The 26,744-nt window shown below is 49.6% G+C and carries 19 protein-coding genes and 3 pseudogenes; 11 read left to right on the forward strand and 11 right to left on the reverse strand.

What is annotated here, in order from left to right:
• Nucleotides 1–204: 204 nt before the first annotated feature.
• On the forward strand, nucleotides 205–534 hold the full coding sequence (locus tag V6M90_RS07900) for a hypothetical protein (RefSeq protein WP_332846285.1): 330 nt from the start codon (nucleotides 205–207) through the stop codon (nucleotides 532–534).
• A gap of 130 nt (nucleotides 535–664) precedes the next feature.
• Nucleotides 665–1,609 (forward strand): annotated as a pseudogene (locus V6M90_RS07905) (ArdC family protein).
• A 152-nt stretch (nucleotides 1,610–1,761) separates the two neighbouring features.
• Here V6M90_RS07905 and V6M90_RS07910 read toward each other — a convergent pair.
• Nucleotides 1,762–1,956, reverse strand: coding sequence for a DUF7740 domain-containing protein (locus tag V6M90_RS07910; protein WP_025214500.1), 195 nt, complete (start codon nucleotides 1,954–1,956; stop codon nucleotides 1,762–1,764).
• 180 nt (nucleotides 1,957–2,136) lie between these two features.
• Here V6M90_RS07910 and V6M90_RS07915 point away from each other — a divergent pair.
• Nucleotides 2,137–2,590: pseudogene (locus tag V6M90_RS07915) on the forward strand (IS4 family transposase); the annotation flags it as partial.
• A gap of 418 nt (nucleotides 2,591–3,008) precedes the next feature.
• Here the strand turns inward: V6M90_RS07915 and V6M90_RS07920 are convergent.
• Both V6M90_RS07920 and V6M90_RS07925 read right to left on the reverse strand, forming a co-directional pair.
• Nucleotides 3,009–3,146: pseudogene (locus V6M90_RS07920) on the reverse strand (IS3 family transposase); the annotation flags it as partial.
• Complete coding sequence (locus V6M90_RS07925) at nucleotides 3,147–4,124, reverse strand: FecR family protein (protein ID WP_332846286.1); 978 nt, start codon at nucleotides 4,122–4,124, stop codon at nucleotides 3,147–3,149. It lies immediately after the preceding pseudogene.
• 615 nt (nucleotides 4,125–4,739) lie between these two features.
• Here V6M90_RS07925 and V6M90_RS07930 point away from each other — a divergent pair.
• Complete coding sequence (locus tag V6M90_RS07930; RefSeq protein WP_332846287.1) at nucleotides 4,740–5,261, forward strand: RNA polymerase sigma factor; 522 nt, start codon at nucleotides 4,740–4,742, stop codon at nucleotides 5,259–5,261.
• 289 nt (nucleotides 5,262–5,550) lie between these two features.
• Here V6M90_RS07930 and V6M90_RS07935 read toward each other — a convergent pair whose 3' ends face one another.
• From V6M90_RS07935 to V6M90_RS07955, 5 genes are all read right to left on the reverse strand, one after another.
• Complete coding sequence (locus V6M90_RS07935; RefSeq protein ID WP_332846288.1) at nucleotides 5,551–7,290, reverse strand: ABC transporter ATP-binding protein/permease; 1,740 nt, start codon at nucleotides 7,288–7,290, stop codon at nucleotides 5,551–5,553.
• A gap of 224 nt (nucleotides 7,291–7,514) precedes the next feature.
• A complete protein-coding gene (locus tag V6M90_RS07940; RefSeq protein ID WP_332846289.1) occupies nucleotides 7,515–8,336 on the reverse strand; it encodes a TonB family protein in 822 nt (273 codons plus the stop codon).
• Nucleotides 8,329–8,763, reverse strand: a complete 435-nt coding sequence (gene tolR / locus V6M90_RS07945; protein ID WP_332846290.1) for a protein TolR — start codon at nucleotides 8,761–8,763, stop codon at nucleotides 8,329–8,331. The genes V6M90_RS07940 and tolR overlap by 8 nt, the downstream gene beginning before the upstream one ends.
• 10 nt (nucleotides 8,764–8,773) lie before the next feature.
• The gene (locus tag V6M90_RS07950; protein ID WP_332846291.1) at nucleotides 8,774–9,556 is read right to left on the reverse strand and encodes a MotA/TolQ/ExbB proton channel family protein; all 783 of its coding nucleotides are present in this window, start codon (nucleotides 9,554–9,556) and stop codon (nucleotides 8,774–8,776) included.
• A 43-nt stretch (nucleotides 9,557–9,599) separates the two neighbouring features.
• Entirely contained in the window at nucleotides 9,600–11,372 is a 1,773-nt protein-coding gene (locus tag V6M90_RS07955) for an ABC transporter ATP-binding protein/permease (protein ID WP_332846292.1), read from the reverse strand.
• Nucleotides 11,373–11,667: 295 nt separating this feature from the next.
• Between V6M90_RS07955 and V6M90_RS07960 the strand changes: the two genes are divergently transcribed.
• Both V6M90_RS07960 and V6M90_RS07965 read left to right on the forward strand, forming a co-directional pair.
• The gene (locus V6M90_RS07960) at nucleotides 11,668–14,154 is read left to right on the forward strand and encodes a TonB-dependent siderophore receptor (protein WP_332846293.1); all 2,487 of its coding nucleotides are present in this window, start codon (nucleotides 11,668–11,670) and stop codon (nucleotides 14,152–14,154) included.
• 50 nt (nucleotides 14,155–14,204) lie between these two features.
• On the forward strand, nucleotides 14,205–16,883 hold the full coding sequence (locus V6M90_RS07965; protein WP_332846294.1) for a M16 family metallopeptidase: 2,679 nt from the start codon (nucleotides 14,205–14,207) through the stop codon (nucleotides 16,881–16,883).
• A 280-nt stretch (nucleotides 16,884–17,163) separates the two neighbouring features.
• On the opposite strand, the gene V6M90_RS07970 is transcribed toward V6M90_RS07965, so the two are convergent.
• Together V6M90_RS07970 and ltrA are read right to left on the reverse strand one after the other, a co-directional pair.
• On the reverse strand, nucleotides 17,164–17,829 hold the full coding sequence (locus V6M90_RS07970; protein WP_332846352.1) for a reverse transcriptase domain-containing protein: 666 nt from the start codon (nucleotides 17,827–17,829) through the stop codon (nucleotides 17,164–17,166).
• A gap of 81 nt (nucleotides 17,830–17,910) precedes the next feature.
• On the reverse strand, nucleotides 17,911–19,461 hold the full coding sequence (ltrA, locus tag V6M90_RS07975) for a group II intron reverse transcriptase/maturase (protein WP_408637286.1): 1,551 nt from the start codon (nucleotides 19,459–19,461) through the stop codon (nucleotides 17,911–17,913).
• A gap of 386 nt (nucleotides 19,462–19,847) precedes the next feature.
• Here ltrA and V6M90_RS07980 point away from each other — a divergent pair, with 386 nt between their 5' ends.
• Complete coding sequence (locus tag V6M90_RS07980; protein ID WP_332846295.1) at nucleotides 19,848–20,228, forward strand: DNA methyltransferase; 381 nt, start codon at nucleotides 19,848–19,850, stop codon at nucleotides 20,226–20,228.
• Between the two features lie 429 nt (nucleotides 20,229–20,657).
• Here the strand turns inward: V6M90_RS07980 and V6M90_RS07985 are convergent, their stop codons facing one another.
• Entirely contained in the window at nucleotides 20,658–21,344 is a 687-nt protein-coding gene (locus tag V6M90_RS07985) for a restriction endonuclease (RefSeq protein ID WP_332846296.1), read from the reverse strand.
• 247 nt (nucleotides 21,345–21,591) lie between these two features.
• Between V6M90_RS07985 and V6M90_RS07990 the strand changes: the two genes are divergently transcribed.
• The 4 genes from V6M90_RS07990 to V6M90_RS08005 are packed head-to-tail and all read left to right on the forward strand — an operon-like array spanning nucleotide 21,592 to nucleotide 26,672.
• Nucleotides 21,592–22,548 carry an ATP-binding protein gene (locus V6M90_RS07990; RefSeq protein WP_003176177.1) on the forward strand — a complete coding sequence of 319 codons (957 nt, stop codon included), beginning with the start codon at nucleotides 21,592–21,594 and terminating at the stop codon, nucleotides 22,546–22,548.
• Entirely contained in the window at nucleotides 22,548–23,780 is a 1,233-nt protein-coding gene (locus V6M90_RS07995; RefSeq protein WP_003176178.1) for a hypothetical protein, read from the forward strand. The genes V6M90_RS07990 and V6M90_RS07995 overlap by 1 nt, the downstream gene beginning before the upstream one ends.
• A complete protein-coding gene (locus tag V6M90_RS08000; protein ID WP_332846297.1) occupies nucleotides 23,777–25,975 on the forward strand; it encodes a coiled-coil domain-containing protein in 2,199 nt (732 codons plus the stop codon). The genes V6M90_RS07995 and V6M90_RS08000 overlap by 4 nt, the downstream gene beginning before the upstream one ends.
• A 7-nt stretch (nucleotides 25,976–25,982) precedes the next feature.
• Nucleotides 25,983–26,672 carry an OmpA/MotB family protein gene (locus V6M90_RS08005; RefSeq protein WP_003176180.1) on the forward strand — a complete coding sequence of 230 codons (690 nt, stop codon included), beginning with the start codon at nucleotides 25,983–25,985 and terminating at the stop codon, nucleotides 26,670–26,672.
• The last annotated feature ends 72 nt before the right edge of the window (nucleotides 26,673–26,744 follow it).

Below are 26,744 nucleotides of genomic sequence, written 5' to 3' on the forward strand. Positions count from 1 at the left end.
TGATGCAAAAGTCAGCGATCCGCCCTGGGTCAATTTTCAATCGGCAGGGTGGGTCAGTTTTCAATCAGCGCCAACAGCCTACTGCTCTCCCGAGCGTCTTTCGAGCTCGGCTCGTCCTAACCCCCTCTTGTTTTTCTTCAACCCACCGCGGGGATTCTTACCCCTATGGGACAGGTTTCTTCGCGCTTTCATCGGAGGCACACCATGTCCGACTCACTCACAAGCGAAGCACTGAACACTCTGCGCTTGCCCGTTGTGTTCACTCCAGAGGCGTGGCAACACGCAGTATTGCCCGATGGTTCAAATCATCCTGAAAAACTGCAGCTCGATAGGCTGAGCAACGTCGTACGCGCAGCCTTCAAAGCTCACCTGGCCGATCCAAACGCACCCTACGTGGTGTTTGAGGTAGCCAAGTTCGGCTCAGTGAGTGATGCAGAACATGAACCATTGCTGCGACTGAGCCTCAGCCTACTTCAGGCATCAGACCAACCTAACGCCTTACTGATAGCGCTTGCGGAAGAGCAGCAACGCTGAACGCAAACGGCCATACCCGGCCACTGATCCAACTCACGCTATACGCAGTCCTGCACCAATCCAATCAACACCCACCGGGGAACCCTCCCCGACGGGCAAGGCGTTCCTCCGGTTTTTCGAGGGAAATGCCATGCGCAATATCTACCAAGACGTGACAGACAAGATCGTTACCGCGTTAGACCAAGGCGTAGCGCCCTGGATCAAACCCTGGTCCTCAGGTGGCTCAACTGACGTTGCTCATCACCAGCCCTATCCCATCAACGCCATCACCCAGCGTCCCCATTCGGGCATCAATTTACCGTTGCTCTGGGCCGAGGCCAGGTTGCAAGGGTTCACTCAAGATCGCTGGCTGACCTTCAATCAAGCCAAAAAAGCCGGCGGGCACATCCGTAAGGGTGAGCACAGCACTCTGGCAGTGCTCTACAAGCGGATGGAGCGCGAGGAACGGACCGAATCAGGCCAACCTGTACTTGATGAGAACGGTGAGCCCAAGGTCGCTCACTTTGGCATTCTCAGGACGCATTTTCTGTTCAACATTGAGCAAACGGAAGGGCTCGAAACGCTCAACGAAACTTTGCTCGAGACGGAACCGAGCGATCCTTTCTTCCCTAACGCTGCTGCAGAAAATTTGTTGCGAAGTTCGGGCGCAAATATCATTCACCGATTTGCCGACGAAGCCTTTTACCACCCGTTCCGGGATCTCATCCAACTACCGACAAAAGCGCAATTTCACGATCAAGGTGGATATTACGCCACCGCACTTCACGAGCTGACGCACTGGACCGGACACCACTCTCGGTTGCAGCGTGAAGGCGTGACCTCACCCTGCCCATTCGGCTCGCCAGGCTATGCATTTGAAGAGTTGATCGCCGAAATGGGCGCCGCTTTTTTATGTGCCTACGCCGGTATACGGGGAGAGCTTCAGCACGAGGGTTATATCGACTCCTAGCTCGGCCTGCTCAAGGCTGACAACCGCGCGATTTTCCGTGCCAGTGGCCAGGCCCGATGCGCTTCGGAGTATGTGCTCAACCTGGAGCAGCAACGGAAGCAGACGGTAATGGATGACTCGCGATGAATGAACGATAGAGCTTGATCGTCACCTCAACGCTGCAAACGCTTCATAGGGTCCAACACGAGTTGGACCCTTTTTCTATGCCCAGAAAAATCCCCACACTGCGAAGCTCTGACGCAAAGAACATGAGGTAATCCCGTAACCGCAGTACGCCGTTACGTATCCAGATTCTCCGCCAGGTAATCCACCAGTTCGAGTGGACTTCGGCTGTCGATCACCTTGTAGATCAGATCGCGTTTGCTGCGCGGAAGCTTCTTGACCACGCTTTTCGCCGAGGCCCTGACGGCTTCGTCTGTTCCATGGATACGTGCTGCGAGCAGCAGCACGAGCGTGGCGTCAGTGAGGTTCATGGCAAGACCCAATAAAATTCCCACCACAGTGTACCGACACTTTCCTTTTTCGTACCAGCATGCGCGTCCTATAAAACGGCACCAGCACAAATCGATATTCCGATTGCCGCACAAAGGGACACACGGCAAAAGGACTGGTAAGGGTTGGAAGGGGAATGGGGAGTCAAGGGTAAGAGCCCTAGAATCGCGCGCAGCAAACTTAGCCGACAGAACGCTCGCCGTGAACAAGAACCCTGGCTGCTCGCCAGCAATTGGCCGCAACCGCAATGGATGGCTCGGAAAACTGTCGGTATCTACCGCAGGCGGATGCAGATTGAGTAAGGTTTTTGGGACATGAAGAGTCTGCGTTTCGGCTTTGACTTTGACCTGCATCGAATGCGTTCGAGATCCTGCTCCTGATCGCCGCGTTGGCCTGTTATGCACTGTATCTGGCCGGTCTTGAGGCTCGAACGACAGGTCGGTCACGTCACACTTCCAGAGCAACAGCATCAGGCATAAACCGGTGCTCTCACTCTGGCGTCACGGCCTCGAATACTTGAGATGCTCCACCACCGGATTGTCCTGCTCGAAATTGGCGGATATGGAGCTATTGCTGCGCGATCAAGTGCACCGGCAAGCTCAGAGACTGGAGTAGATTTGTGGGGATTTCTCGGCATCCGAGCAAATTTTCAGCATGGGTTGCTTTGGGACTACGGCTATGGGGAACAGCGCCTACTGGGCTAGCCGTGTTTTCTGAGGGGTACTGACTTTTTTTGACCCGCTGGTGGTACTGCTCCTTTTCAAAAAACCACGGATAGGAATAATCGTCACCGCAGCAATTATTTTGGCTGACGTGACCCATAACACCGATTACGTAGCATTCAAACAGCAGTGGCTAGCCGTTCTATCTGTCGCAAGTGACGTTTATTATTGCGGTGCTTCTACTCTCAACTATTGCCTGGAGATGCACCATTGGCGCGTAGTATTACACTGATCCGGTTCGATTGCGAAGCACTCCAATGATGGGGTAGAAGCTCCCCGATTTCACTTGCTCGCTGCTCTCCCCGGATTATCTAGACACCTTGCAAGCTCATTGCGTAACGCTTTTCAAACTCTACCTGCCACAGCTGATTGTTGAAACCATGACAACGTTTTGCGTTGTAGAACATCTCGACTTAATCGAACACATCACCACGAGCATCTTCCGCGGATTAGCCAGAATTGGACTGATAAATGAAGACCACCGGCCAAATCGATTTTACGTCCAGACCTAAGGATGCTTCGAGCTGGCGGTACCATTCGTCAATATTATGAAGGTCAATTACTGTGCTTAACTTAATTTGTTCTGTCACAGCTGAGTCTACAACTATCCAGCGGCTTTCGTAGCGCTCAACGACATCTAGTACCGATCGTAGAGTTTCATCCTTAAAAACTATTTTACCACTTCGCCAATTTAATTGTGCATCAGCATTTACAACTAACGGTTCATTTACTACTCCTCTTGTATTTGAACGATACTGCGTGCGAGCATTTAAAACCAAAGCTTTGCCGTCGGAGTCTTTGACAATTGCCTGCCCCTTGTCGACCGTTATGATGGTATCATCGTCAATTTTCAAAACATTCAAGGCTGAGTTGAACGCGCTGACTATTTTGTCGCCCACATCAATAGTCAGAGGTGAGTAGTCTCGCTGGAGAGTATCAAAATAGACCTCGCCTCTTACCATCTTGATGCGTTGTCCTCTACCCTCAGGCTTCACATCAATCGCGCTATTTGTATTTAGCCAGATTTGCCCCCCCCCTTCTAACATCAAGGTCTCCTGCCCCCCAACGCCCGTAAAATAATCATGCCTCCAGGTATTCATCCATTGGGTAATGCAGACCGCAGATGCCAAGAGCAAGCACATTGCCATACCTGCTTTTCTTCCGTGATGGTTACGATGATGGTACAAGGGCTCCGGGGCTATCGGGCTTGCAGGTAAAGAATGAGCAACCTCCAGTGGCACGTTCAGATCAATCCATAACCGGCGTATTTCCGCGATCGCGATAGCATGGCGCTCATCTTCTTCAAGCCAAATTTCAAATTTCCGGCGCTCGGAAGAGGTGACCTCACCGGATAAGAGACGCGTCAACCAGTAAGCAGCCTCCTCAAAATGTTTTTCCGCATCGTCACTCGAAGTACCCAAAGTCATATGCGTTCAACCTATGTCTCTCACCCAATGAAATTTTTCCTTCTACCCCAGCTGAGTATAGAAAAATATTCAGACTGCTGCATGCAAATCTTGCAGCAGATCAGCCCGTTTAACGCGAAATTATGGTAAACCTCAATCACAATAACTTTTTGAAAATCACTATTTTGAAAGACCCTGCTAGTCCAAACTAGATGCACGGCTCTAAAACTGAAGCATCAGCGTTCTAGTACTAACATCAAAGGCCGCCTACATAGTTAATGGTGCAAAGGAATGGACTTCCCATTCCTTCATCGCAGAGCTATCTGTTACGATATTAACAAGCAGACGTCTAGCCAACTACGTCCAACCATTAGAATGTATACTTTTTCCGAAAAAAGACCTAATGCGTCAAGTTAAACTCGTAGTTCTCAAAATTCCTGATCGGAAAGCAGGACGCAGCTCAAATCCCAAATGAGGATAATAATCGCTTGCCTAATACTATGCAAAAACCATCGAAGATCCATTGCACCTGGGTGCCGACAGATTTTTTTGCATTAGATTATGCAAAAAAATTCTTTTGCCTGCACATTAATACAGCATACCTTTTTCACTCATATTTCTTGGGAGGGACCATGAATGTCCGCAACGGTTAACGCCTTGGATGTATTCATAGAAATACGGGACAGTATTTTTCGGATAGCCCTCCATAGAACGGGGACAATGCATGGCGCTCAAGACGTAACTCAGGATATTTGCCTTAAGGTCATGTCTCTGGCAAACGAGTTCGAGACCTACGATGACGCACGTAATTATCTAATTCGCATAGCTATTAATGCATCAATTGACGCTGTAAGATCTGAACGTCGTCGCATGAAGTTGCTGGAGGGCGCTGCCACCCTTTTCAATGGCTACAGTAGTAGCCCGGAAAATGATTGTAAGAACACCCAAATAATCATGCTGCTGGGACAAGCGCTTGATGAATTGCCACCAAAATGCCGAGATATTTTATACCTGAGTCGAATTGAAGGAATGACCCATTCCGAAATCGCAATCAAACTCAATATTTCTCGCAGCTTGGTAGAAAAGCACACTGTCCGAACCCTGTTGCACTGTCGAGAATTCCTAAAACGAATCAACGAAGAGAAAGGGGGGCACTAACCATCTCTATAACTCTCCAATCATAATTATGAAAAAATCCATCTCAACCGTGCAGCCTGCATAATTAGTTCGCCAAACGCATGCAGGTCTTTTAATTAAAACCACAAGAAGTAAAACAAGTAACACTCCACCCGAAAAACAGATGCCTAAATAGATAGCCCATCACAAAATCAAACCAGCCACTAAAGCTCATTATTGCAACGCTCAAATTTAAGCTGCACTTTATTTACCAATAAACTATATTTACAGACTAAGCATAACCCTCCCAATCATATAAACTCACCTGCTATTACAGTGGATTTATAGCCCACCCGCCGTATTGATCAAGCTCCAACATACTATTGTGGAAGCGAATAATTGACGGACGATGTCCGACGCTGATGTACGTGGCGCCTATCTCTGACATCAGCGAATAGAGAACTTCCTCCGTCAAAACGTCTACTGCACTCGTGGACTCATCAAGAAATAAGTATTGCGGTTTATTGATCAGCACGCGTGCGAATGCAATCCTCTGCTGCTCACCTAGTGAAAGAACTTTTCCCCAATCCCGAACCGAACTAAGCCCTCCGCTTTTCTTAATCAATTTTGGCAAACAAACTTTCGTAAGAGCTGCTGCTATTTCCTCGTCAGTGACGTGGCTCTGTTCGATTATCAACGCTGCTCCTTTTCGAGGATAAAGTAACTGCTCTCGCAGACTGCCCAAAATCATGTAAGGTTTCTGAGGAAGAAAAAAACAGCGCTCTTTAACAGGCATACCGATGTCACCAGTGCCTCTATCCCACAGCCCTGCCATCGCACGAAGAAGCGAACTCTTGCCAACGCCGGTAGGACCACAGATAACGAGATTATGACCTGGGGGAACGCTAAGGTTGAGATTCTCCACTAGATGCTGCTCGCCACCGGGGGTCATTAGGCTTAAAGCGCGAATATAAATTTCATCGGCTTGAAAAATTTTAATAGTGTCGAGGGCAAGGTTCTTGCGTTCGTCATCAAGCGCATTAAAGCGCTCTATGATCTGAGCAAGACGTACTGCGTTCGGCGCCATTTTGGCAAAATCGGGTATGGTCTGTGACAAAACGGTGAGCGCATATAACATTTGTGCCGCGGCCGTGGTAGCCATTGCAATGGCGCCATATTCGATCTTATCTTCGAAGAAAAGCGGAGCGATTAAGAAAAAAGGAGCTAAACTCCATATCTGTCCCATACCGTAGTTTACAGCTGAAACTTTCAAGTTATAATTAAGAACATCGAGATCAGATCTGACAGCCACCTTTAGCCTAGAACTAATTTGATCATACTCCGCGGCCTCACCACGATAAAAACCAATAGTTTCTGAATTATCCCTAACATGTAAAAGGCCATAGCGTAAATCGGCTTCAGCTACAGTGCTAATGAAGTTCAAACGAATCAAAGGCGTATATATAGCTAGCATTACTAGCGTAGAAATGATGGCGTAAACAACCACATAACCCATCATGGCAGAGCTTATGGAGGCGATTATGAATCCGCCGGTTACTAATGAAAATACTTGAGAGATCATTTTTTGAGGAATAAGTGACAAAGCGCTCACGAAGGGTCCTATATCTTCCTGTATCCTTTGATCCGGATTATCAAGATCCTCCTTTAAAGATATATCATAATAGGTACGGTTTTTTAGGTACCGTTCTACTATCCAATTCGTTAACCATTCACGCCACCTAACATTAAGCCGGTTAGAAAAATAGAAAAGAATTGATGTGGTCAACCAAAGTGCCGCGCCGGCTGCCGTTACAACCCAGAATAACTTTGTATACTCATCTCGATTTTTCGCGACCAGAGCGTTGGTCATGTCAGCCGTCAGCATCGTAACGTGGTAAAAAATTATCGAGAGAACAGGAGTTGTAGCTAATAGAACGCCCCCAACAAACCACCAACGCATATTTGCTCGGGACTGCCAAAACGGTTTAATCAAGCGCCACACACGTGAAAAAAACAATCCTGATAGCTGATAGTCAGCGCGCTCCACAGAAAGATTTTTAGCGTCGCTCATGATGGGTTTCCGCTGTTGAAAAATCTAAAATAGCCATATTATCACCAACAATCCATTCGTAGATAATCATTATCCGACCAATCAGCTCAAACCTTAAAGGCAACTCTTCAAATCGGAGGTTATCGAAATCTCGATACAGACTCTGTGATTTTTTTCTAAGTTAGAATACCTTGCCTTAGAAATTATTAGGTACTTAACCAAGACGCCCCCTGCGTAAGCACAGATCACCTAATTGTAAAAATTATAGGCACGATTACATTCGCATACCCATTTACAAGGGCGCTCTTGGGAGGTTTTGGTAAGGGCGACACGCGCGAAACTAAAGAAAGCGATTCTTCGTCTAACAGTGTATAGCCGTAGCTGTCTATAACACGTGCCTCAGAAGCGACTCCAGCTTGATCAACACGAAAGCTGACCAGAACGGTATCCTCCATATGACTACGAAGAGCAAATGGAGGATATTTTTTCTCGGCCTGAAGTTTAGACAATACAATAGAATTCCAATTGCGCAATGCACTTGCGGAGCTAGTACTTTCCGCCCCTTCTTCCGGCGCCTTATTTGCTTCACTTACAGTGGTCAAACTATTCTTCTGAACCTGCGTGGCCTGTTCAACATCGTCTTTATTCCGTTTGATCGTCTTATTCTTTTTTTCAGATTTGTCTGATGATTTCGATTCTATCCTCTTAGGCTTCGGTATAGCCTTTTGCTTAACCTGCTGTCCAGACGCAACCTTTACCTGAGCATCCGGTATTTTAGAAACAACATGATGCTCGATACCTGCTGTTCTGGGGTCGGTAGACGGTGAGGATTTGCTAGTTGAGGAGTTGACAGTGCTGACGACATTTAAAGACTCTATCTGGGGCGCAAGCTCAACGACTATTGGTGCTGCTTTTGGCGAGAGTAGTAATTTGACATCCGTTTTTTTTTCATGGTTCATAAGGAAAAAGTAAAAAAGAAAGACATGAAATGCGATCGCTATGATTACCCCTGCAAACGAGCGAAACATCGAGTATCTATTTTTTTCAGTATGCCAAACTCTACTCATTTTTCACTTCCAAAGTTACTAACGCCACATTCGACACTCCGGCTTTTTGAATATTTTCCATAAGCTCGATAATTTCGCCATAACTGACATTTTTATCAGCACGCAAAAATACTGGCGTATTTTTTTTGCCTCCAACCTCGTTTGTAAGCGCTGCGACAAACTCGTTGGCCGACGCCACTTTATTATTCATTATATAAATGTTTCCACCGTTTTTTAGAGTTACAGTAAGAGGCGAAATAGTCTCTGGCTGACGTTGCCTTTCAATGGCAGGTAACTGCACCTCGATATTTGTTGTAGATAGCGGCGCGACGACCATAAATATGACGAGTAAAACTAGCATTACGTCAATGAACGGGGTTACATTGATCTCACTCATAGCTGGTAGATGCTGAGCGTCAAAGCGTGAAGTTTTAGAAATAAATTTCATATACTTTACTCTACAATTTATCACTATTTTCAGCAAAGTCGCTGATAGCCGTGGAGACTTCATGCAACAAAATCTGATAATCGTTAAGAAGACGAGAGGTAAGGTTATAAAAAATCAGAGCCGGTATAGCCACAGCCAAACCAAGCGCAGTAGCATATAATGATTCTGCGATACTCGGCGCGATCAAATTTAGGTTGGTGACATTTGATTGAGCTAACGATAAGAAACTATGCATAATCCCCCACACCGTACCAAACAAACCGACAAATGGAGCCACAGCACTAACTGTCGCTAATATGCCAATTCCTTTGCTCAAATTTCTTACGTTTTGGGATTCAAAAAAGAACAGTCGGGAACTAACTCGATCCTTGATCTTTTCATCCGTACTTCCTGGGGATATGTTATGCATCTCATAAAAAACACCTGATAATATATTTTGTGACGTTAGGCCAAGTTTTGAAATAGCAATATCATCTAACGAGCGGGAGTCTGAGACAATAGACAAGTCAGAAACAAGTTTATTTCTTGAAATCCATATGCAGATACTTTTTACTATAAATATCGCCCAGCATGTTATGGAGAAAAATGCCAAGGTCAGCATCACACCACGCCCCACTGAATCAGCCTGCGTATAAAGCAACCATGGTGAAATTTCGCCTGATGGAGTGATGGGAAGTACTTTTGTAACAAGCTTATTTGCGTCTTCGGCAGAAAAGCAAAGCGCTGGCTGAAGTATGGCGTATGATGAAAAAAAATTTACAAATGCCTCTTTTGATTTTTTTGATTTATTCATACTTTCTTACACCTCTAAAAAATCAAGTTAAATTAGATATACTTTAAACGCTGAGCTGAATTTTTGACGATTTAACAGGTGAGATAATCCACCCACCGTCCTCATCAAGCTCCAGCACATTTTTGTGGAACGAAATGATCGAGGGACGGTGCCCCACGCTCACAAATGTTACTTCGATATCGACTAGAATCGAATAGAGAAGATTTTCCGTTGCAATGTCTACAGCGCTGGTAGACTCGTCAAGAAATACGTAGCTTGGCCTATTGACCAACACTCGAGCGAATGCAATTCTTTGTTGTTCCCCCAAAGAAAATACTTTGCTCCAGTCCCGGACCTCATCAAGTCCTCCGCTTTTTTCGATCAGGTTAGGTAAGCTTACTTTTTTCAGAATTACAGCAAGGTCTTCGTCAGTTGGTAACAGCTGATCAGTACCCGTCCTTGACAGTCTTCTGGGATAAAGCAACTGGTCTCGCAGATTACCGAGGATCATGTATGGTTTTTGCGGCAGAAAGAAACATTGGTTTCTTTCAGGCATCTTTATTTCACCCACACCTCTATCCCACAATCCTGCTAGAGCTCGCAGAAGTGAGCTTTTGCCCACACCTGTAGGACCACAAATTAGAAGATTCTCACGTGGAGCTATTTTCAGAGATAGGTTTTTAACTAGCCGCTGTTCGCCTCCAGGCGTGTCAAGGTAGATAAGATTGATTTCAACGCAATTAAAAGTAATCCTTGTTAACCTGTCGCGGCCGGTATTCATACGATTATCATCAAGCGCATCGAACCGCTCAACGATTTGGGCCAAACGCACCGCGTTGGGTGCTATTTGAACAAAATCAGGTATGCTTTTAGATAAAGTTGTAAGCGCGCTTAGCATTTGTCCTGCAGCGGTAGTGGCCATGGCGATTGCGCCATATTCAATTTGTCCTTGGAAAAACAGAGGTACAATCAGAAAAAATGGAGTCACTTGCCATATTTCAAACATGCCGTGATTTATTATCGAAACTTTCAAACTATAATCAAGAACAGCCAAGTCCGTATACACAGCAGTTCGCAGGCGAGAACTTATTTGATGATACTCAGCAGACTCTCCACGATAAAATCCGATAACTTCAGCATGATCTCTAACATGCAAGATACCATAGCGCAAGTCAGCTTCAGCGACTGTATGGGCGAAACTCAGCCGTATCATCGGCGTGTACAATACCAACATGACAATCGTAGAAAGAGTCGCATAGATGACAACATACACCATCATCGTCGGATTAATGGACGCGATAATTATCCCTCCGGTGATCAAAGAAAATAACTGGGAAACGATGTCCTGAGGTATTTGAGAGATACCACGCACAAAAGGAGCTACATCTGCCTGAATCCTCTGATCCGGGTTGTCGAGATCCTCTCTTAGAGCAATATCATAATACGTACGATTTGAAAGATAACGTGCAACCAACCAATCTGTTAACCATTCTCGCCACCGAACATTAAGTCGATTGGATAGATACTGGAGCGAAGTTTTTGTTAGCCAAACTGAAACGCTAATTATAGCTACCAGCCAAAAAAGACGCGCGTATTCTTCGCGCTGCCTAGCAACAATAGCGTTCGTCATTTCGGCAGTCAGCATTGCAACCTTATACCCCATGAGTGCCAACAAAGGAGTCGTGGCGAGCAATAAGAAACCAATAACCCACCACCGTCTATTGTTGGCACGCGTGTGCCAGAAGGGCTTTGTCAGGCGCCATATTCGGGAGAAAAACATTCGAGACAGCTGGTAATCAGCACTTACAGCGCGAAGCTTTTTTGCGTCATTCATCATAAAGGCATCACCACAGCATCGCATTGGACAAAGCACATCTGAAAACCTACCGATTCGTTCACACATTGTAAGAACGACTGTCACGTCCAAAAACCTCAAGGACATCGCAACATCCCCCTAGCACATTGCTTTCGCTACCGAATCGATAATCATGAAACAAGGTTATCGAGGGCGTCAGATTCGTTGGACACGAACCTAAGTCCCACTCATTTTGAGATGAGATGCGGTTTTTGATTCTTTCAGTCGTTCTATAAGAAGGAAATATCTCTGAAATACTTTATTTGAGCGCACACGTATGAAAAATATTTCAATTTCGACGCTATCTTTTTTAATGCTGACTAGTGGCTACGCCAGTTCGATCTTAGCTAGTGACATAGCTAGATCAGCAACGCCCTCCCAGTATTCCTTAGGAGAGGGTAATCTGGGAGACGCTTTGGTTGATATTGCGAATATGAACAGTCTTCAACTTGTTGTGTCGAGTCAGCTTACTCAAGGACGAAGGACAGCAGGCCTACACGGAAATTATTCTCTAGACGAAGCACTGACAGAGTTGCTGTCGGGATCGGGTCTCGGATACTCAATTTTGCCCGAAGTCAAAGTAATTAGAATCTACCCGCTTCCAGAAGAAACTAAAAACAATATAGGCGCAGTGAACATTCAGGGGTCGTTGCAGACTCAAAATACGGGCATCAACGGAAGCACGGATGTCACGGCTACCGAAGGCTCTCAAAGTTACGGCACCACAGATATATCAATCGGAGGTAAGTCTCCGCAACCCTTAAAAGAAGTTACTCAAAGCGTAAGCGTTTTGACCAAGCAACAAGTTAATGATCAAAATATCACCAATCTAGATATGGCAATGAAGATGCTGCCGGGCATAACTACAACTCAAAGTGGATCGAATAACCAAAGCTACTATTCCCGGGGATGGCAGATTGGCTCTGTCTCCGTGGATGGAGCACCTCCCATCAGCATTGTGAATTCTAACTTTTCTGATAAAACAAGTAATAGCTCAGACTTTGATATTTCGATGTATGACCATGTTGAATTGCTGCGTGGAAGCGATAGCTTGAATTCACTTGGCAGCAGTAACCCCAGCGGGACCATAAATATGGTGCGCAAAAGACCGCTCGATCATAACCAAACTACAATACAAACTAATGTGGGGTCATGGAGCAATTACCGTACCTCATTAGATGTCACCGGACCGCTCGGGCTAGAAAATAAGCTACGCGCGCGCACGGTAGTGACTGGGCAGAACAATGACTACTTCTACGATACTGCTAACCAAAAAAAGCGACTTTTTTATGGCGTTCTCGAATATGACCTAACGCCTAGCACCGTAGTACGTGTGGGCGCCAGCAATGAGAACACGGAAGGTGTGCCCTGGGTATATGGTCTTCCGAGGAATGAGGATGCCTCCAACCCATCCCTTCCGCGTTCTACCAGTTATGCTTTGCCCTGGAGTAGTTTCAAAGTAGATACCGACAATCAGTTTCTGCAAATAGATCAGAAATTCAATGAGAATTGGAATCTTTCGGGACTTATCAACCGCCAATCGCAAAATCAATCTGCCTATACAGGCGCACTTTATGGGCCTCTATCTCTCAGTGGGAAACAATCGCAGTATGTACTTTCTTCAGGAAGTGAATCGGGTAGTACACTTTGGCTTAGTAATCTGAACTTGGATGGCCGATTTAACATCTTTACACTACCACAACATATCAGTTTGGGAGGCAGTTATTCAAGGAGCAACTATCAGGGCCGGACCGATAGCGCACAAAACACGTTTTCCAGCAATCAGACCTTGCTTGAACAGCCAGAGCCTGTTTGGCGGAGGGGTAGAAGTATGGCCTCTCAATTTATCCAATCGAGTGTGATTGGTAAAATTGACTCTGTATTTTTTCCGTTTCTACCTGCATTACACTTCCAGTCTGCGTTGCGCTGGGATGAATTTGAGTATACTAATAAAAGTAATGCCATATGGAACAATAAACAGATTCGATTTTCGGTACCCACGTACGGTCTGCGATATGACTTGACGGATGCAGTTTCAGTTTATGCTAGTGATTCTGACATTTACCAATTTCAACCTTTTTATCCAACTTCGGACAACAAACCGCTACCTCCCATGACTGGCAGCACGCGAGAAGTAGGAGTCAGGTACCAACAAGGCAGTTTGAATGCCTCATTAGCTTTTTACAAATCCGAACGAAAGAACATGTCGAATCCGGACTACAACGCCCAAACGTGCGGACTTGACAATAATGAGTTTTGCTATATTACCGGTGGAGCTCAATCCAGCAAAGGTGTCGACCTAGAGATATCAGGTGAGCCTAAGCCGTGGTGGTCAATAAATTTTGGTTATACATTTAATATTAATACTCTGACTAGCTTCTATGACAGCAATGAAAAATCTCCACTGAGTACATTCACCCCTAAACACCAACTCAAACTATGGAACAACTTCAATCTTTCAGGAAATGAATGGCTTAAAAAAATGCAGCTCGGGTTAGGTGTGGTCGCACAAACTAAAACGTCAGTTGCATCAAAAATCTGTAATTCGTCAACTGGACTGTGCAATCAGCTCGTAGCGGAGCAAGATTTCTATAGCATTTTTTCGTCACGCCTAGGTTATAAGATCGATAAAAATTGGAGCACAGCACTTAATATAAACAACATCTTTGATCGGACGTACTATTCCAGCTTAGGTACCCGAGACGCTGGTAACTGGTATGGTGAACCGCGTAACTTTACCGTCAGCCTGGAAGGGAAATTCTGATCATTGCTAAGAACAAGTTAAAATAATTCAAGACAGGAGCAAAGCGCGTTATGCAAGATATACATTCTCTGACCAGCACAGACGTAAACATTGAACTCGAAAGCCATGTTTTCACATTGTCGAATGGCTTGACCTTAGTTATACACCCCAATTCGAACGCGTCTGTAATTGCCGTGAACATTACTTATAAGGTCGGTTCGAAAGATGAACCTCATGACAAAACAGGAATTGCCCATTTTTGTGAGCATCTTATGTTCGGTGGCACATCGGCCTTCCCGGGATCGTTCCTTGAAACAATGCTGAATATCGGAGCAGTCGATGTTAATGGCGTGACTAACAAGGATCGTACTAATTTCCATGAAACTGTGCTTCCGGGAGCACTTGATTTTGTTTTGTTTGCCGAATCTGATCGCATGTCGTACTTCGGCCAATACCTAACATCAGACTTGTTAGAAAAGCAGCGTTCAGTGGTTATCAACGAGAAGGATGAACGTGACGGTCAACCGTTGGGGCTTATCAATGAACGTCGAAGCTTAGCAACTTTCCCCGCACATCATCCCTATGCCCATACAGTCATTGGGGATAAAAAACATTTAGAAGGCATAACGCTCGAAGACATGAAAGAATGGTTCAACACTTATTATGTGCCTTCCAATGCGATCTTGACGCTTGCAGGTTGTTTAGATGTTGCTGATATCCATCAAAAAGTCACGTTGTATTTCGGTACTATTCCAGCAGGGGAGCCACTGCCGCGACCGGCCATTGACTATCAACCGCTCAGTATTGGAAAATATGAGGTTCTGGAAGCGCGCGCGGCTCATTCGTCGGTTCATTTTACCTGGAATATTCCTCCATATGGTAACGAGTGCACCACTCAACTCTCAATCCTAGCAACACTTCTAGCCGATGGAAACGAAGCTTACCTGCATAAAAGAATGGTGGTTGAGCAAAAGTTGGCTAGTCAGGTAAATGCTTATGTTGACTCTGGCATTCTATGCAGTCAGTTCACTGTCGCGGCAGTCGCGACAACGGGTGTTTCATTGGCCACTCTAGAAGCGTCGCTTCTCAGCATTATTGAGGAACTAAAATCCAACGGCTTAGACGGGAAACTACTTGATAAAGTCCGAGCTTCATCTCTTTCCGACTTCACATGGGGTCGGGAAAACATGACGGGGATTGCCGACATGCTAGCCTCGTATACATTTACAAACGGCCATCCGATGGCGTATAAAAATTTTTTTGACACTCTGTTTTCCCTCGATGGTGTAGCGTTCAGCGAACTGGCCACTCAATGGCTTACTGAACATAGATACACGATGCACGTTGTCCCGTTTGCGGCATTAACAATTCTATCCGATCGAGTTGAGAATCGTGAAATTCCTGACATCGTTCAGACACAAAAACCCCAGTTTCCATGTTCATACTCGTCGATATTAACGAACGGGATCAAACTGAGTCAAATCCAGCTTAGTTCATTGCCGGGCACATTGATTAGAATTGTCATTCCTATTGGAACCTCTCATGACGTACCTGAAACTGAAGGACTTACGGCGCTGACTTGCCGACTACTATTGAGTGAATCGGAGGCAAGAGGCTCTATTCAGGCATTACAGAAGATAGGTGCTAGCTTTACAATTGAGTCTAGATCGAGCTCAACTGCGATCACATTAAAAACTTTATCCGCAAGTTACCATAGGGCGTTAAATATTTTCTTAGATCATATCCTGAATTCTACGATACCTATCCATGAGTTCGAAAGAAAAAGGACTAAAAGCATACTGGATATCGCATCCCAGCTTACATCACACAACGGAATTATACAGTTCTTGCTACCCCACTTCGCTTATCCTGAAGATCACCCTTATCACAGCTACAATAATGGACGAGGAACTCCGAGATCGTTAAAAAAAATAACTTATGAACAGGTTGTCAAACACAGACACTTATTAACACACAGCCAGGGAATTAAAATATTAGCAATAAGTGATTGGGATTTGGACTATGTGAGGAGCAGCATTAATCTTTACACATCCAAATGGGTAATTCAATCTCAAGGCACCCGAACACACTCTCGTCAAAGCATAGGTAAAACTCGGCCAGGCCGTGCACTTATTATAGATAAGCCCGGCTCGAATCAATCAACTATAGTTGCAGCGAGTGTGATACCTGCTTTTGACGAAAAGTTTCATGCCTCATACAACATTTTGACCACCATATTCGCAACCGGCTTCAACTCTCGTCTTAATATGCGGCTTCGTGAAGAGCTCAACTGGACCTACGGCGTACAAGGATTTACCACTTCAGATCCTGGATCACGCATGCACGTAATAAAAACCACGGTACAAAAAGACAAAATGCTCGATACTATTCGTGAAATCCAAAACTCTTTCGATGAGTTAGTCCATAGCCATCCTATAACAAAGGAGGAACTCGATAAACGTTTAATCAGTGAGAGGTTGCGAATGAGCGCTGCTGCGTCGAATAGCTCGCATTTAATGAACAACCTAAGTTTTGTAGAGGAAAATAATCTATCTGCAGATTATTGGTCACGTTATCTTGACGTAATGGCTAGGCTAAAAACTGAAGACCTAAGAAGATTGGCTAAAAATTATTTTAGTCTTGACTCGGTAAACTGGATCATTATTGGGGACACTCAAAACATAGAGACCGACCTTCGGCTTACCATTCCCGCGGATTCGATTTTTCTGCAGGCTAACGATATAATATAAATCTCACGCGAAGACATTAGCAGCTTTCTTATTTTTACAATTAGAATAGCCGATTTCGCCGAACATCTATCGGTGCAAGCACCGTAGTCGGCCTTGGCTTAGTTCGACTGTTTGTCGTAAGCCACTCTCCGCGAGCTGTCTATACGGTTTCAGGTGTAGTGGTTAACTAATCCCGGGCACGATGTTAATTTTTTTCTTGGCATGCGCTGGTGCCAACCCACCGGTCGCGGTAGGAATGGCAGTCACCTGCCACCCCCCGCACAGATCCGTACATGCAGAATTACCGCATACGGCTCCTGCCTTGGGTTTTGACGCCGAAGCGCGTTATGGGATAAGGATGCATTGGTAGTTCCCGTGGATAGGGTATGAACAAACGGGCCAGCGCAATCATGCGCTCCCAATTTAACCGGTGCCGCTGACTACGTCGTTTAAGAGCATGCCTCCACGCCCCGATAATTTCACAGCGAAAAGCATCCAGTCGCCGCGTATTACCGGGAACGTGATAGTAATTGCAGTACCCTCTGAACAACCGATTCAACCACTGGCCAATCACTGGGACTGGCTCGTGCCTGCGCCTGTAAAGCTGCACTCGGATTTCCTTGAGTGTTGCCCTCATACACTTGCCGATGGTTACACGCCCAACCACGAACATACCGCTCTTGGTTTGATCACAGAAATGGGTGAACCCGAGAAAATCGAACGTTTCGGGCTTACCTTCTCCGCGCTTCTTACGATCTTCGACCGCGAACCAGCCAAACCGCAGCAAGCGTGTTTTCTCTGGATGCAAGGTCAGGTTGAACTGGGCGAGTCGAACTTTCATCGCATGGCGAAAACTCCATGCATCTTCATGTTTTTCGAACCCTAGCACGCTGTCGTCTGCGTACCGCACGGCGATCATCTCGCCCTTTGCTGTACGCTTACGCCATTGCCTGACCCATAAATCCATCACGTAGTGCAGGTAGATATTGGGGTCGCGGTAGGAATGGCAGTCACCTGCCACCCCCCGCACAGATCCGTACGTGCGGAATTACCGCATACGGCTCCTGCCTTGGGTTTTGACGCCGAAGCGGGTTATGGGATGCGGATGCATTGGTAGCTCTCTTGGATAGGGTATGAATAGCCGGGCCAATGTAGCCATGCGCTCCCAGTTCAGACGGTGGCGCTGACTTCGCCGTTTAAGAGCATGCCTCCACGCACCGATCACTTCACGGCGAAAGGCATCCAGTCGCCGTGTGTTACCGGGTACGTGATAGTAGTTGCAGTAACCTTTAAACAGACGGCTCAACCATTGTCCGATTACCGGGACGGGCTCATGCCTGCGCTTGTGTAACTGCGCCCGTATCTCCCTGATTGTCGTTCTCATGCGCTTGGCGATGGTCACGCGTCTAACCACAAACATCCCGTTCTTGGTTTTGTCACAGATATGCGTGAACCCGAGAAAATCGAAAGTTTCCGGTTTTCCTTCCCTGCGCTTCTTGTGATCTTCGATCGCGAACCAGCCAAACCGTAGCAAACGTGTTTTCTCTGGACGCAGTGTCAGGTTGAACTGGGCTAGTCGAGCCTCCAACGCCTGGCGAAAACTCCATGCATCTTCATGCTTTTCAAATCCAAGCACACTGTCGTCTGCGTATCGCACAGCAATCATCTGACCTCGTGCAGTACGCTCGCGCCATTGCCTGATCCACAAGTCCATCACGTAGTGCAGGTAGATGTTGGCAAGCAACGGTGAAATGGGCGCGCCTTGCGGCGTACCCTGCTTCGCAGGAATGCGCTTTCCATTTTCGAGAACACCTGTGCGCAGCCATCGAACTATCAGCGCTAACATTCGCCTATCCGCAATTCGGTGTTGCAGAAAGCACATCATCCATTCGTGATCGATGGTGTCAAAGAACGCTCGAATATCCACGTCCAATATCCAACGAACACGCGAATTCTGTATTCCTACCGATAACGCATCCAATGCATCGTGTTGCCCTCGACCTGGGCGAAAACCATACGAGAGTCCGAGAAAGTTCTGCTCATAAATTGCGTTGAGCACTTGCACGACTGCGGTCTGGACGATCTTGTCTTCCAGTGCGGTTACGCCCAGCGGGCGCTCGCTACCATCTGCCTTTGGGATAAACACCCGCCGGACAGGCTGGGCGCGATAGCGGCCACTATGCACTTTGTCGTGTAAGGCTGTCAGCCTTGTGAGCAGACCTTGCTCGTACTCTCGCCACGATAGACCATCCACACCACTGGCCGCGTCTCGCTTGAGATTGTAGAAACTCTCGTGCAATAGCTCGACCGTCACGTGGTGCAGCAAGCTCGTGAACTTTACCCGGCGATCTCGCCGAGCTGCTTGACGTACAGCGAGCAACCCTGACAACGCACTTGTCCGGCTCTGCGTCCGGGATGCGGAAGGCTGTTCACTGTTCCCCTTGGCTAACTCCCTTTCCTCCATCACCTCCGCCGAGGCAAGCCCGTTGTTCGGCAACTTCTCAGGTACTACGGAGTTATCCGACTTCTCATCCGCGTAGACAGCAGGCTTTTGGCTTGTGACCTTTCCTGCCCCGTCTGGCTTGTCACGACCAGACACGGACGAGATCTCCCAGCTTCCGTACAGTTGACTTCCCAGCATGCTCAGGGTCTACGACCGCGCAGGGCGTGAAACATGGCTTGCGATTATCGTCATGCACACTGTGGCCTTCCGCTTCGCATAACAGCGTCGGCGCCCTGGACTCATGATTTCGCGGCTCAATGGCTGGCCTGCTGGTTTCCCCTGCCAACGCTTCGCCGTACACCTCACGGTGCACAACGCATGACTCGGGGTCGAGGTGTTTCGCCATAACTTCTCTCGTAGGGACTTTCACCCTTTATCAACTGCCAGCTTGGCTGGCGCACTAAGCGCTCCATAAACCCCACCGACTTCAAGATGGGTGGTGCGCTTAGCTAGGCGACACCGGCGAGCAGTTCCACGAAGAGGTGTTCGATACGCCCAAGCCTGAACTGCTCCTCGAACGCATCATCCACATTGCCTCTAACCCAGGGGAGTTGGTGGTGGATATTTTTGGAGGCAGCGGGACGACGGCAGCTGTTGCTCACAAAATGGGGCGCCGATGGGTAGTCGCGGAGCGCAATGCTCAAACGGTCTTAGACTTCATGGTTCCTCGACTGACGCACGTAGTTGATGGGACAGATCCAGGAGGGGTAACTGACACGACCTCTTGGAGCGGCGGCGGAAGCTTTGAGATGATCCACGTTGCACCACGGTTCGGAATATTGAAGGGGATTGAGAGGCCCGAATATGTTAAGCCATGGCTGGACAAACTACTCCCTGCCCGTATGTTTTCTACTGCGTCTTAAGTAAGCACTTCCTCGATGTCTGAGAGCACATGCCAATTGACTTAGGACTGAAATAACCCCGCCCAAAAGGGGGATCATTAGCAAGTTCGAATGTGTCGCGGAATCCGAATGGAAACAGATGGGGGGACAGTTATGTCCCCCGCTAATGACCAGCAAAATATGGCATAGAACTGATAAAAGCCGGCCACGAGCCGAGCGAACATAAGGTTTAAATGGCGAGAGCGAGATGGAGTAAAGGCGCACCACTGAAGCTTAAAGCGCTACCTGCCTTGGTTGGCCCCCTCAGACCAAGTGGAATCCTGGCCGATCACACCTCAGAGCCTTGCAAATGGACTTGGTATTCCAAAGAGTATTCCAGTCAAAAAATAAAAATAATTAAATATATAAAAAACAATAGGTTATGTTTCGGATTCAGATTACCCCGGCCCTTCACTCCCCAGAAAAGCAGTCACTATCCAGCTGCTTCACCTCATAAACCTGCTTAACACCAACCCCCAAATTGTTCTCAACCATCAACCGAGCCATCTCAACCCCATCGATCAGCACTACTTTGATATCCAGCCCACGCGTCGCCTCCCGGGCCCCCACGGAAAAATCCGAGGTGGTGATAAACACCCCCTTACGCGCCCGCTGCCGAGTCAGCGCACCGATAAACTTATCAATCTCGGGACGATGCACTGTATTGCTCCAGCGCTTGGCCTGCAGGTAGATCACGTCCAGCGCGAGCTTATCCTCATGGATAATCCCGTCGATGCCATCATCATTAGTAGCCTGGGTTGCCTTGCCGGCTTCCTTACGCGAGCCGCCATAGCCCATGGCCAACATCAAATCGACCACCAACTGCTCAAAGAAAATCGGACTGGCAGCCCTCACCTGTGCCAGAAGGTCTTCGGCGAGCGACTGAATAAGTGCCTGGTGAGCATCAGCCAGTTGCTCATCCGGGGTCGTCTGGGCGCGCTCCACAGCCACACCCCCCATCACGCTCAGCACCTCGGTGGTCTGGGGTTTGGCGGTATGGAAATCGGCGAACTCAGGAAACTGCTTCAGCCAAGTCACGGTGATGCGCGCAGGGCCGTTGGCCAGCGCTTGCCGACCACGGTCGTTGATTTGCACCATGCCCTTGCTCGGGATAGTCAACAACCCTGCTTTGTTCAGAATCCGACGCGCTTTTCTTTTACATCCACCTCAAGTACCGTCGCAGCGGGTCGATACAGGCAAATGGCCACAATTCATTTCGCACCCATCACCTCGACAAATGGAATTCTCGTGTGAACATTCCCCTGCGCCGCACATTTGCTCTGCTCAGCCATTCGCCCTCAGGCCTGGTCATCTGCCTGCCCCATAACCTGAGGCAGAGCTGAGCATGTCTTCCAGAGAATACCTGTACAAAAACCTTCGTCCTGAACTCGTCGCTCCCGACGCCCTAGCTGACGCGTGTGCACCGCAACGCAGCAGCGAACCGCGCTTCACCCTTGAGCGGGACGTGGTGCTCTCGGCCAGTAATCGTCAGCAACTGGATGAGGCTTTAGTCAAGATTCGCTATCACGACGTCATCTATGAGACCTGGGGTTTCGCGCAGGTCGACCCAAACGGTAGAGGCACGCTGCTCAATTTTCATGGCGCCCCAGGGACCGGCAAGACCCTCACCGCCGAAGCGTTCGCCGGCAGTATCGGCAAGCGGCTGATCAATGCCAGCATCGCTGACCTGGAAAGCAAGTTCATGGGGGACACCTCGAAGAACATCGTCAGCCTGTTTGCCGCAGCGCGCAACGAGGACGCGGTGCTGTTTCTCGATGAAGCCGATACGCTGCTCGGTCGCCGCCTATCCTCAGTGACCCAGGGCATCGACAATGAAGTCAACGCGATGCGCTCGACCCTGCTGATCGAGTTGGAGAAACACCCCGGGATCGTGATTTTCGCCAGCAACTTCGCTCGCAATTACGACTCGGCGTTCGTCAGCCGCATATCTCAGCATATTCATTTCGAGCTTCCAGGTGATGATGAACGTCGAGCGATCTGGGCCAAGCTGCTGGTCCAAGGTATCCCTCTGAGCCTGGTGCGCGAAGATCTGATTGAGGCGCTAGTACAGCCCTCTGCCGGTCTCTCTGGCCGGGAAATCCGCACCTGCCTGCGTCTGGCGTTACCCAAACCCTTGCTGGAAGGCGGCGGTGGACGGCTGACGCCTGAGCATGTGCTCGGCGCCATCGAGCAATTGCTCCTGGCACGCAATGACATACAAGTTTCTACACCTGGCGAACAGACCGGGCGTACCGATATCGCACGCAAATTGTTGGGCGTGAACTCAAGGAGTGACGGGTAATGGGCTGGTTGAGCAAGATCAAAGGTTTTGTCAGCAAAGCGGTTCAGGTGGTCAAGGAGAAGGTCGTAGAGGCGGTCAACTGGCTGGCTGACAAGGCCGAAACCTTCGTTGGTGAAGTCAAGCGTCTATACAAGGCCGCCAAGCCCTATATCTCCAAAGCCCGTATGGTACTGAGGACCATCGCGGCGAATGTGCCAATCCCTTGGGTTCAGGGCATCAGCATGGCGCTCGACAAGGCACTGGCTGTCTTGGAGCATCTGGATAACCATCCGCTTGTAGCCAAGGTCGATGCGGCGATCAAATGGGTTATCGCCCGCGCCCGCGACATCAAGCGCCATCTGCTTAACGATCAGGAAGTCAAAGAAGCCGAACAGCGTGCCGCCGACCTCGAAGCCGCGATGGAGCACGTGGATGAGACGGGACGCCAAGCGCTCGAAGGCCTGGCCATGAGCAACCGCTACGAGCTGGTTCGTGCTCGGATCAGCCGACTGGTCGAGGATGAAGCGTTCGTCAACTTCGAGCACTACCTGCGCATTCGAGCCGTGCAGAAACTGCTGCCCCTGTACGAAGAGCAGATGGAGCACGTCAAAGAAATTCACAATGTGCTGGATGAGCCGCTGTTCATCATTCAGATCGCCAGCCAGTTGATAGAAGGCCACGCCGAACTCGATGACGATGCCATGGAGCGCCTCGACGGCTTGACCACCGCTCGATTCGGCAAGCCGGTGATCCCGTTCGTGTTCGAAGAGATGATCAACGTGTGGGGCTTGGATCTAAAGCAGCATCAAGACACCTGGGAGGAGTTGGGCAAGCGCGTGTCCCGCGACCAGGTGATCGTCAAGCGCCTGAACAATTTAGCGAAGCTGGAACCACTGCCGGTCGAGGAGGCCAAGGTGCTCACCGACCTCGAAAAACTGTTGCCTACAGACGAGGCCCGTTTGGACAAACTTGCCAGCGATGTCCTCGCCAAGCGCAACTATGTCTATGCAGCCGAGGGCTTCCTGCAATTACTGGAAAATGACGAGCAGTGCCTGATCGACCAGGACCGTGAATACCTTATCGACGACGGTTTTGAGGTGGGTGAACTGCTGATTCGCTGCGCCCAAAACGGCGAGAAGTGGGAGAACCTCAAGCGTGAGGAACAATCGCTGATCATCAGCTTCGCCAACATCTTCGAAGCCGACTGCCGCAAGCGTGCCGAGCAATTCACCCAGGTTGAGGTGGCAGCGTGAGTGGCACGGTTCTGGAGTTCCTATCGCCATCGTTGGGGAACCCGTTGGAGTTGGTATTCTGCACGGTGATCATAGGTGGCATGCTGGTTTCGCTGATCACCGCCGAGGTGTTCGGCCGCGCTCCGGCATGGGAGCGCAACTGGCAAGGCGGCACGCACAAGGGCGCGCTGGACATCGAGCACGGGGCACTTGGTGAGTTGAACCAGGCAGTGGCCACTCTACCCGAACGCATCGTCGCCAATATGCCCGGGCTGCTGTTAATCGTCGGCTTGCTGGGAACCTTCCTGGGCCTGGGCATGGCCTTGGACAAAGCCTCTGGAATCCTTCAGGGAAACGCCGATTCTCTGAACGCAATGAGCGACTCGTTGGGCCAGCTCACGGGCATGATGAAAGACTTGGGTACCAAGTTCAAAACCTCGACCTGGGGGATCATCGCTTTTATCGCGCTGAAACTGTGGGACTCCGCCCGCTGGTCCGCTGAAAGCCGCCGGACCGGCTGGTGCGTCGACCGCATGAAGCGCGACATCGACAACCGCCGGGATCAGCACAAGAACGCAACCGAGCTCCGTGACCAACTCACCCGGAAGGCCCTGGCAACCGTCGGTGAGCAACTGGTACAGGCCATTGCCGGTCAGAGCCAATTGCTGGGCAATGAACTCAAGCAGCTTAAGCTGATCGAGTTGAAACGTGGACAAACCTGCGATGAGCAGTTCGCGCGCACCGCCGCCAATCTGGAGGGGCAACTGCAGCAGTTGCAACAACTCAGCGGAGCGGAAGGTTATCTCGCGGCACTGGCTCGCTACGCCGCCCACCTGCCGCGCCTGGACCTGCTTGAGGGCCAAGGAGAAACCCTGTTGGGCCTCGACGCTGGCCTCGGCCGCCTACAGGCGCAACTGGAACAGTCGAGCCAGCAGCTCACCGGGCTGGGGCAGACACTCGAACACGGCCACCAGTTGACGGAGCGCCTACAACAGACCGCTAACCTGCAATGGGAGCACGTGCGAGATGAAAGTGAGCGCCGTGAGCGCCACAGCCAAACCTTGCTGGCGACCCTGACTGAGCAGCATGGCGCGCAACTCGACGCAGACCGCGCGCAGGCGACTCATCTGCAAGAGCGGTTTGATGAGTTGGCCACACTTTCGACTAAAGGTATCGAAGCGACACAGGCAGTTGGCGCGCATACACAAGCCAGCCAGCAGAGCCTGGAGTTGTTCGTCACCGCCAGTACCAACAACCTCAATACGCTCGAGCAAGCCGGCACTACCATGGGTAAAGCCGCGAAGCAGCTGGCCCAATCCGCAAGCGCCTTGGAAGGCAGCGTATTAACCATGGAGAAGAGCGTCGGTGCGGCCATCGACAAGCTCAACGATGACTTCCATGCCCATCTGCAGACGATGCAGGGCAGTCTCGATGCCAACATCTCACGCCTGAGTGACGTAATGAACGAGCTGCAGACCGGGATGATGGATAACGTCAACCGGATGAGCCAGGACTTTACTCACAACACCACTACGATGTCGGAGAACCTGCGATCGGCTACTGACAATATTTCCGAGGCCGTAGTCCGGCTCTCTGGTGAGGTCAATGAGGTGATGGCGAGCGTGAGCCGCAACATCGAAGGGGCCAACAGGGCTCAGACCAACGCCAGCGCGATGTTCACGACGACCAACGACGAGCTCAACGGCGCCATCAGTCAGATGGAAAAAAACATGAGGACGCTGGGAGAACAGATCACTCAAGGGCTGACTGATATCTCTGAGAGTAATAGGAACATGCGAGCCACGGGCAAGAAGCTCGAACAGTTGAAAGAGCTGCCTGATAGCTTTGACAAGTTGCATGGGCATTTCCAGGAACTGCTCGCCCAAGGCACGCAAACCCTGCTAGTGCTCGAAAAACTGGCAGGTGAGCTGCGCAGCGACCCGCACCAGCGCGGCCAACTGCTCAGCGAAGCGGTGAAAAACCTGGCGCAGCTGTCCTCCCAACTCAAGACGCTGACAACCAGCACGCAGCAAGGCACGCAGCAGGCCGCCAACCTGCCCCAAGCGCTGGCGGAAAAGGTCGGGCAGCAGTTCTCCAACCACCTGCAACCCCTGCAGCAAGCGGCGGGCTCTACGGTTGCCCTGCTCCAGCAGATGGCCGATCAAGCCCAGCAGCCGCTGGCTCGCAAGCCTTCCGACGAGCCTCTGACAGCGTGAGGCGGCCATGAAAGAAAAACCCAATGAATGGGTCTCGATCTCCGACCTTATGGCTGGGGTAATGGCCGTAGTGATGCTGATGCTTGTGGTGTCGGTGCTGCAAAACAAAGCGGCCGAGGCTGCGATGGCAGTTGAGAAGCAGCAGATGGAGGCCGCTCGTCAAGAAGAGCGCAGCAAAGGCGACGCAGCCCAGCGGGCAAGCCTGAGCAAACTGCTGGCCGCTATGCAGTCGGACCTGCAGCGCACCGGCGAAACGGATCTGGTGGACATCGACATTCAGAACCGCCGTCTGACCCTCCCCGACAATGCCTTCGCTCGAGGGAGCGCCTGCATTACCCCTGCCGCCCAGGGCGCACTGACCCTGCTCAGCGCACGGGTGGCCACCTTCATCAAGGATTACGGCCAGGGACAAGTGCTGGTAGAGGGGCATACCGACAACCTGCCGGTTTCCCGCCCGGTCACCGACTATGAGCGTTTTTGCACGGTGTATGACGACAACTACACCCTGTCTGCCGCACGGGCACGCGAGGCTCGCAAGCTGCTGATTCAGGCGATTGAGCCACAGCAGGCACGGCGCGTGGTGGTTGCAGGCTACGGTGACTCACGCCCCAAACCGGGCATAGACCCCGCCAGTGCCCTCAACCGTCGAGTGGAGGTTCAACTGGTAGTGGCCACGCAGCCGCCGACGGCAAATTAGCGCAATCCAGCCCACGCTCCATATTGGCCGGCGACTCCCCTGAACCTGATTTAGACACCGAGAGGCAAGAAC

This window comes from Pseudomonas lactucae (assembly GCF_036688725.1).
In the GTDB taxonomy this organism is placed as follows: domain Bacteria; phylum Pseudomonadota; class Gammaproteobacteria; order Pseudomonadales; family Pseudomonadaceae; genus Aquipseudomonas; species Aquipseudomonas lactucae.

Bases quoted from the DNA above. Each gene is read 5' to 3' on its own strand.
- V6M90_RS07900 (WP_332846285.1), top strand. From the start codon at position 205: ATGTCCGACTCACTCACAAGCGAAGCACTGAACACTCTGCGCTTGCCC.
- V6M90_RS07910 (WP_025214500.1), bottom strand. From the start codon at position 1,956: ATGAACCTCACTGACGCCACGCTCGTGCTGCTGCTCGCAGCACGTATC.
- V6M90_RS07925 (WP_332846286.1), bottom strand. From the start codon at position 4,124: ATGACTTTGGGTACTTCGAGTGACGATGCGGAAAAACATTTTGAGGAG.
- V6M90_RS07930 (WP_332846287.1), top strand. From the start codon at position 4,740: ATGTCCGCAACGGTTAACGCCTTGGATGTATTCATAGAAATACGGGAC.
- V6M90_RS07935 (WP_332846288.1), bottom strand. From the start codon at position 7,290: ATGAGCGACGCTAAAAATCTTTCTGTGGAGCGCGCTGACTATCAGCTA.
- V6M90_RS07940 (WP_332846289.1), bottom strand. From the start codon at position 8,336: ATGAGTAGAGTTTGGCATACTGAAAAAAATAGATACTCGATGTTTCGC.
- tolR (WP_332846290.1), bottom strand. From the start codon at position 8,763: ATGAAATTTATTTCTAAAACTTCACGCTTTGACGCTCAGCATCTACCA.
- V6M90_RS07950 (WP_332846291.1), bottom strand. From the start codon at position 9,556: ATGAATAAATCAAAAAAATCAAAAGAGGCATTTGTAAATTTTTTTTCA.
- V6M90_RS07955 (WP_332846292.1), bottom strand. From the start codon at position 11,372: ATGATGAATGACGCAAAAAAGCTTCGCGCTGTAAGTGCTGATTACCAG.
- V6M90_RS07960 (WP_332846293.1), top strand. From the start codon at position 11,668: ATGAAAAATATTTCAATTTCGACGCTATCTTTTTTAATGCTGACTAGT.
- V6M90_RS07965 (WP_332846294.1), top strand. From the start codon at position 14,205: ATGCAAGATATACATTCTCTGACCAGCACAGACGTAAACATTGAACTC.
- V6M90_RS07970 (WP_332846352.1), bottom strand. From the start codon at position 17,829: ATGGATTTATGGGTCAGGCAATGGCGTAAGCGTACAGCAAAGGGCGAG.
- V6M90_RS07985 (WP_332846296.1), bottom strand. From the start codon at position 21,344: ATGGTGCAAATCAACGACCGTGGTCGGCAAGCGCTGGCCAACGGCCCT.
- V6M90_RS07990 (WP_003176177.1), top strand. From the start codon at position 21,592: ATGTCTTCCAGAGAATACCTGTACAAAAACCTTCGTCCTGAACTCGTC.
- V6M90_RS07995 (WP_003176178.1), top strand. From the start codon at position 22,548: ATGGGCTGGTTGAGCAAGATCAAAGGTTTTGTCAGCAAAGCGGTTCAG.
- V6M90_RS08005 (WP_003176180.1), top strand. From the start codon at position 25,983: ATGAAAGAAAAACCCAATGAATGGGTCTCGATCTCCGACCTTATGGCT.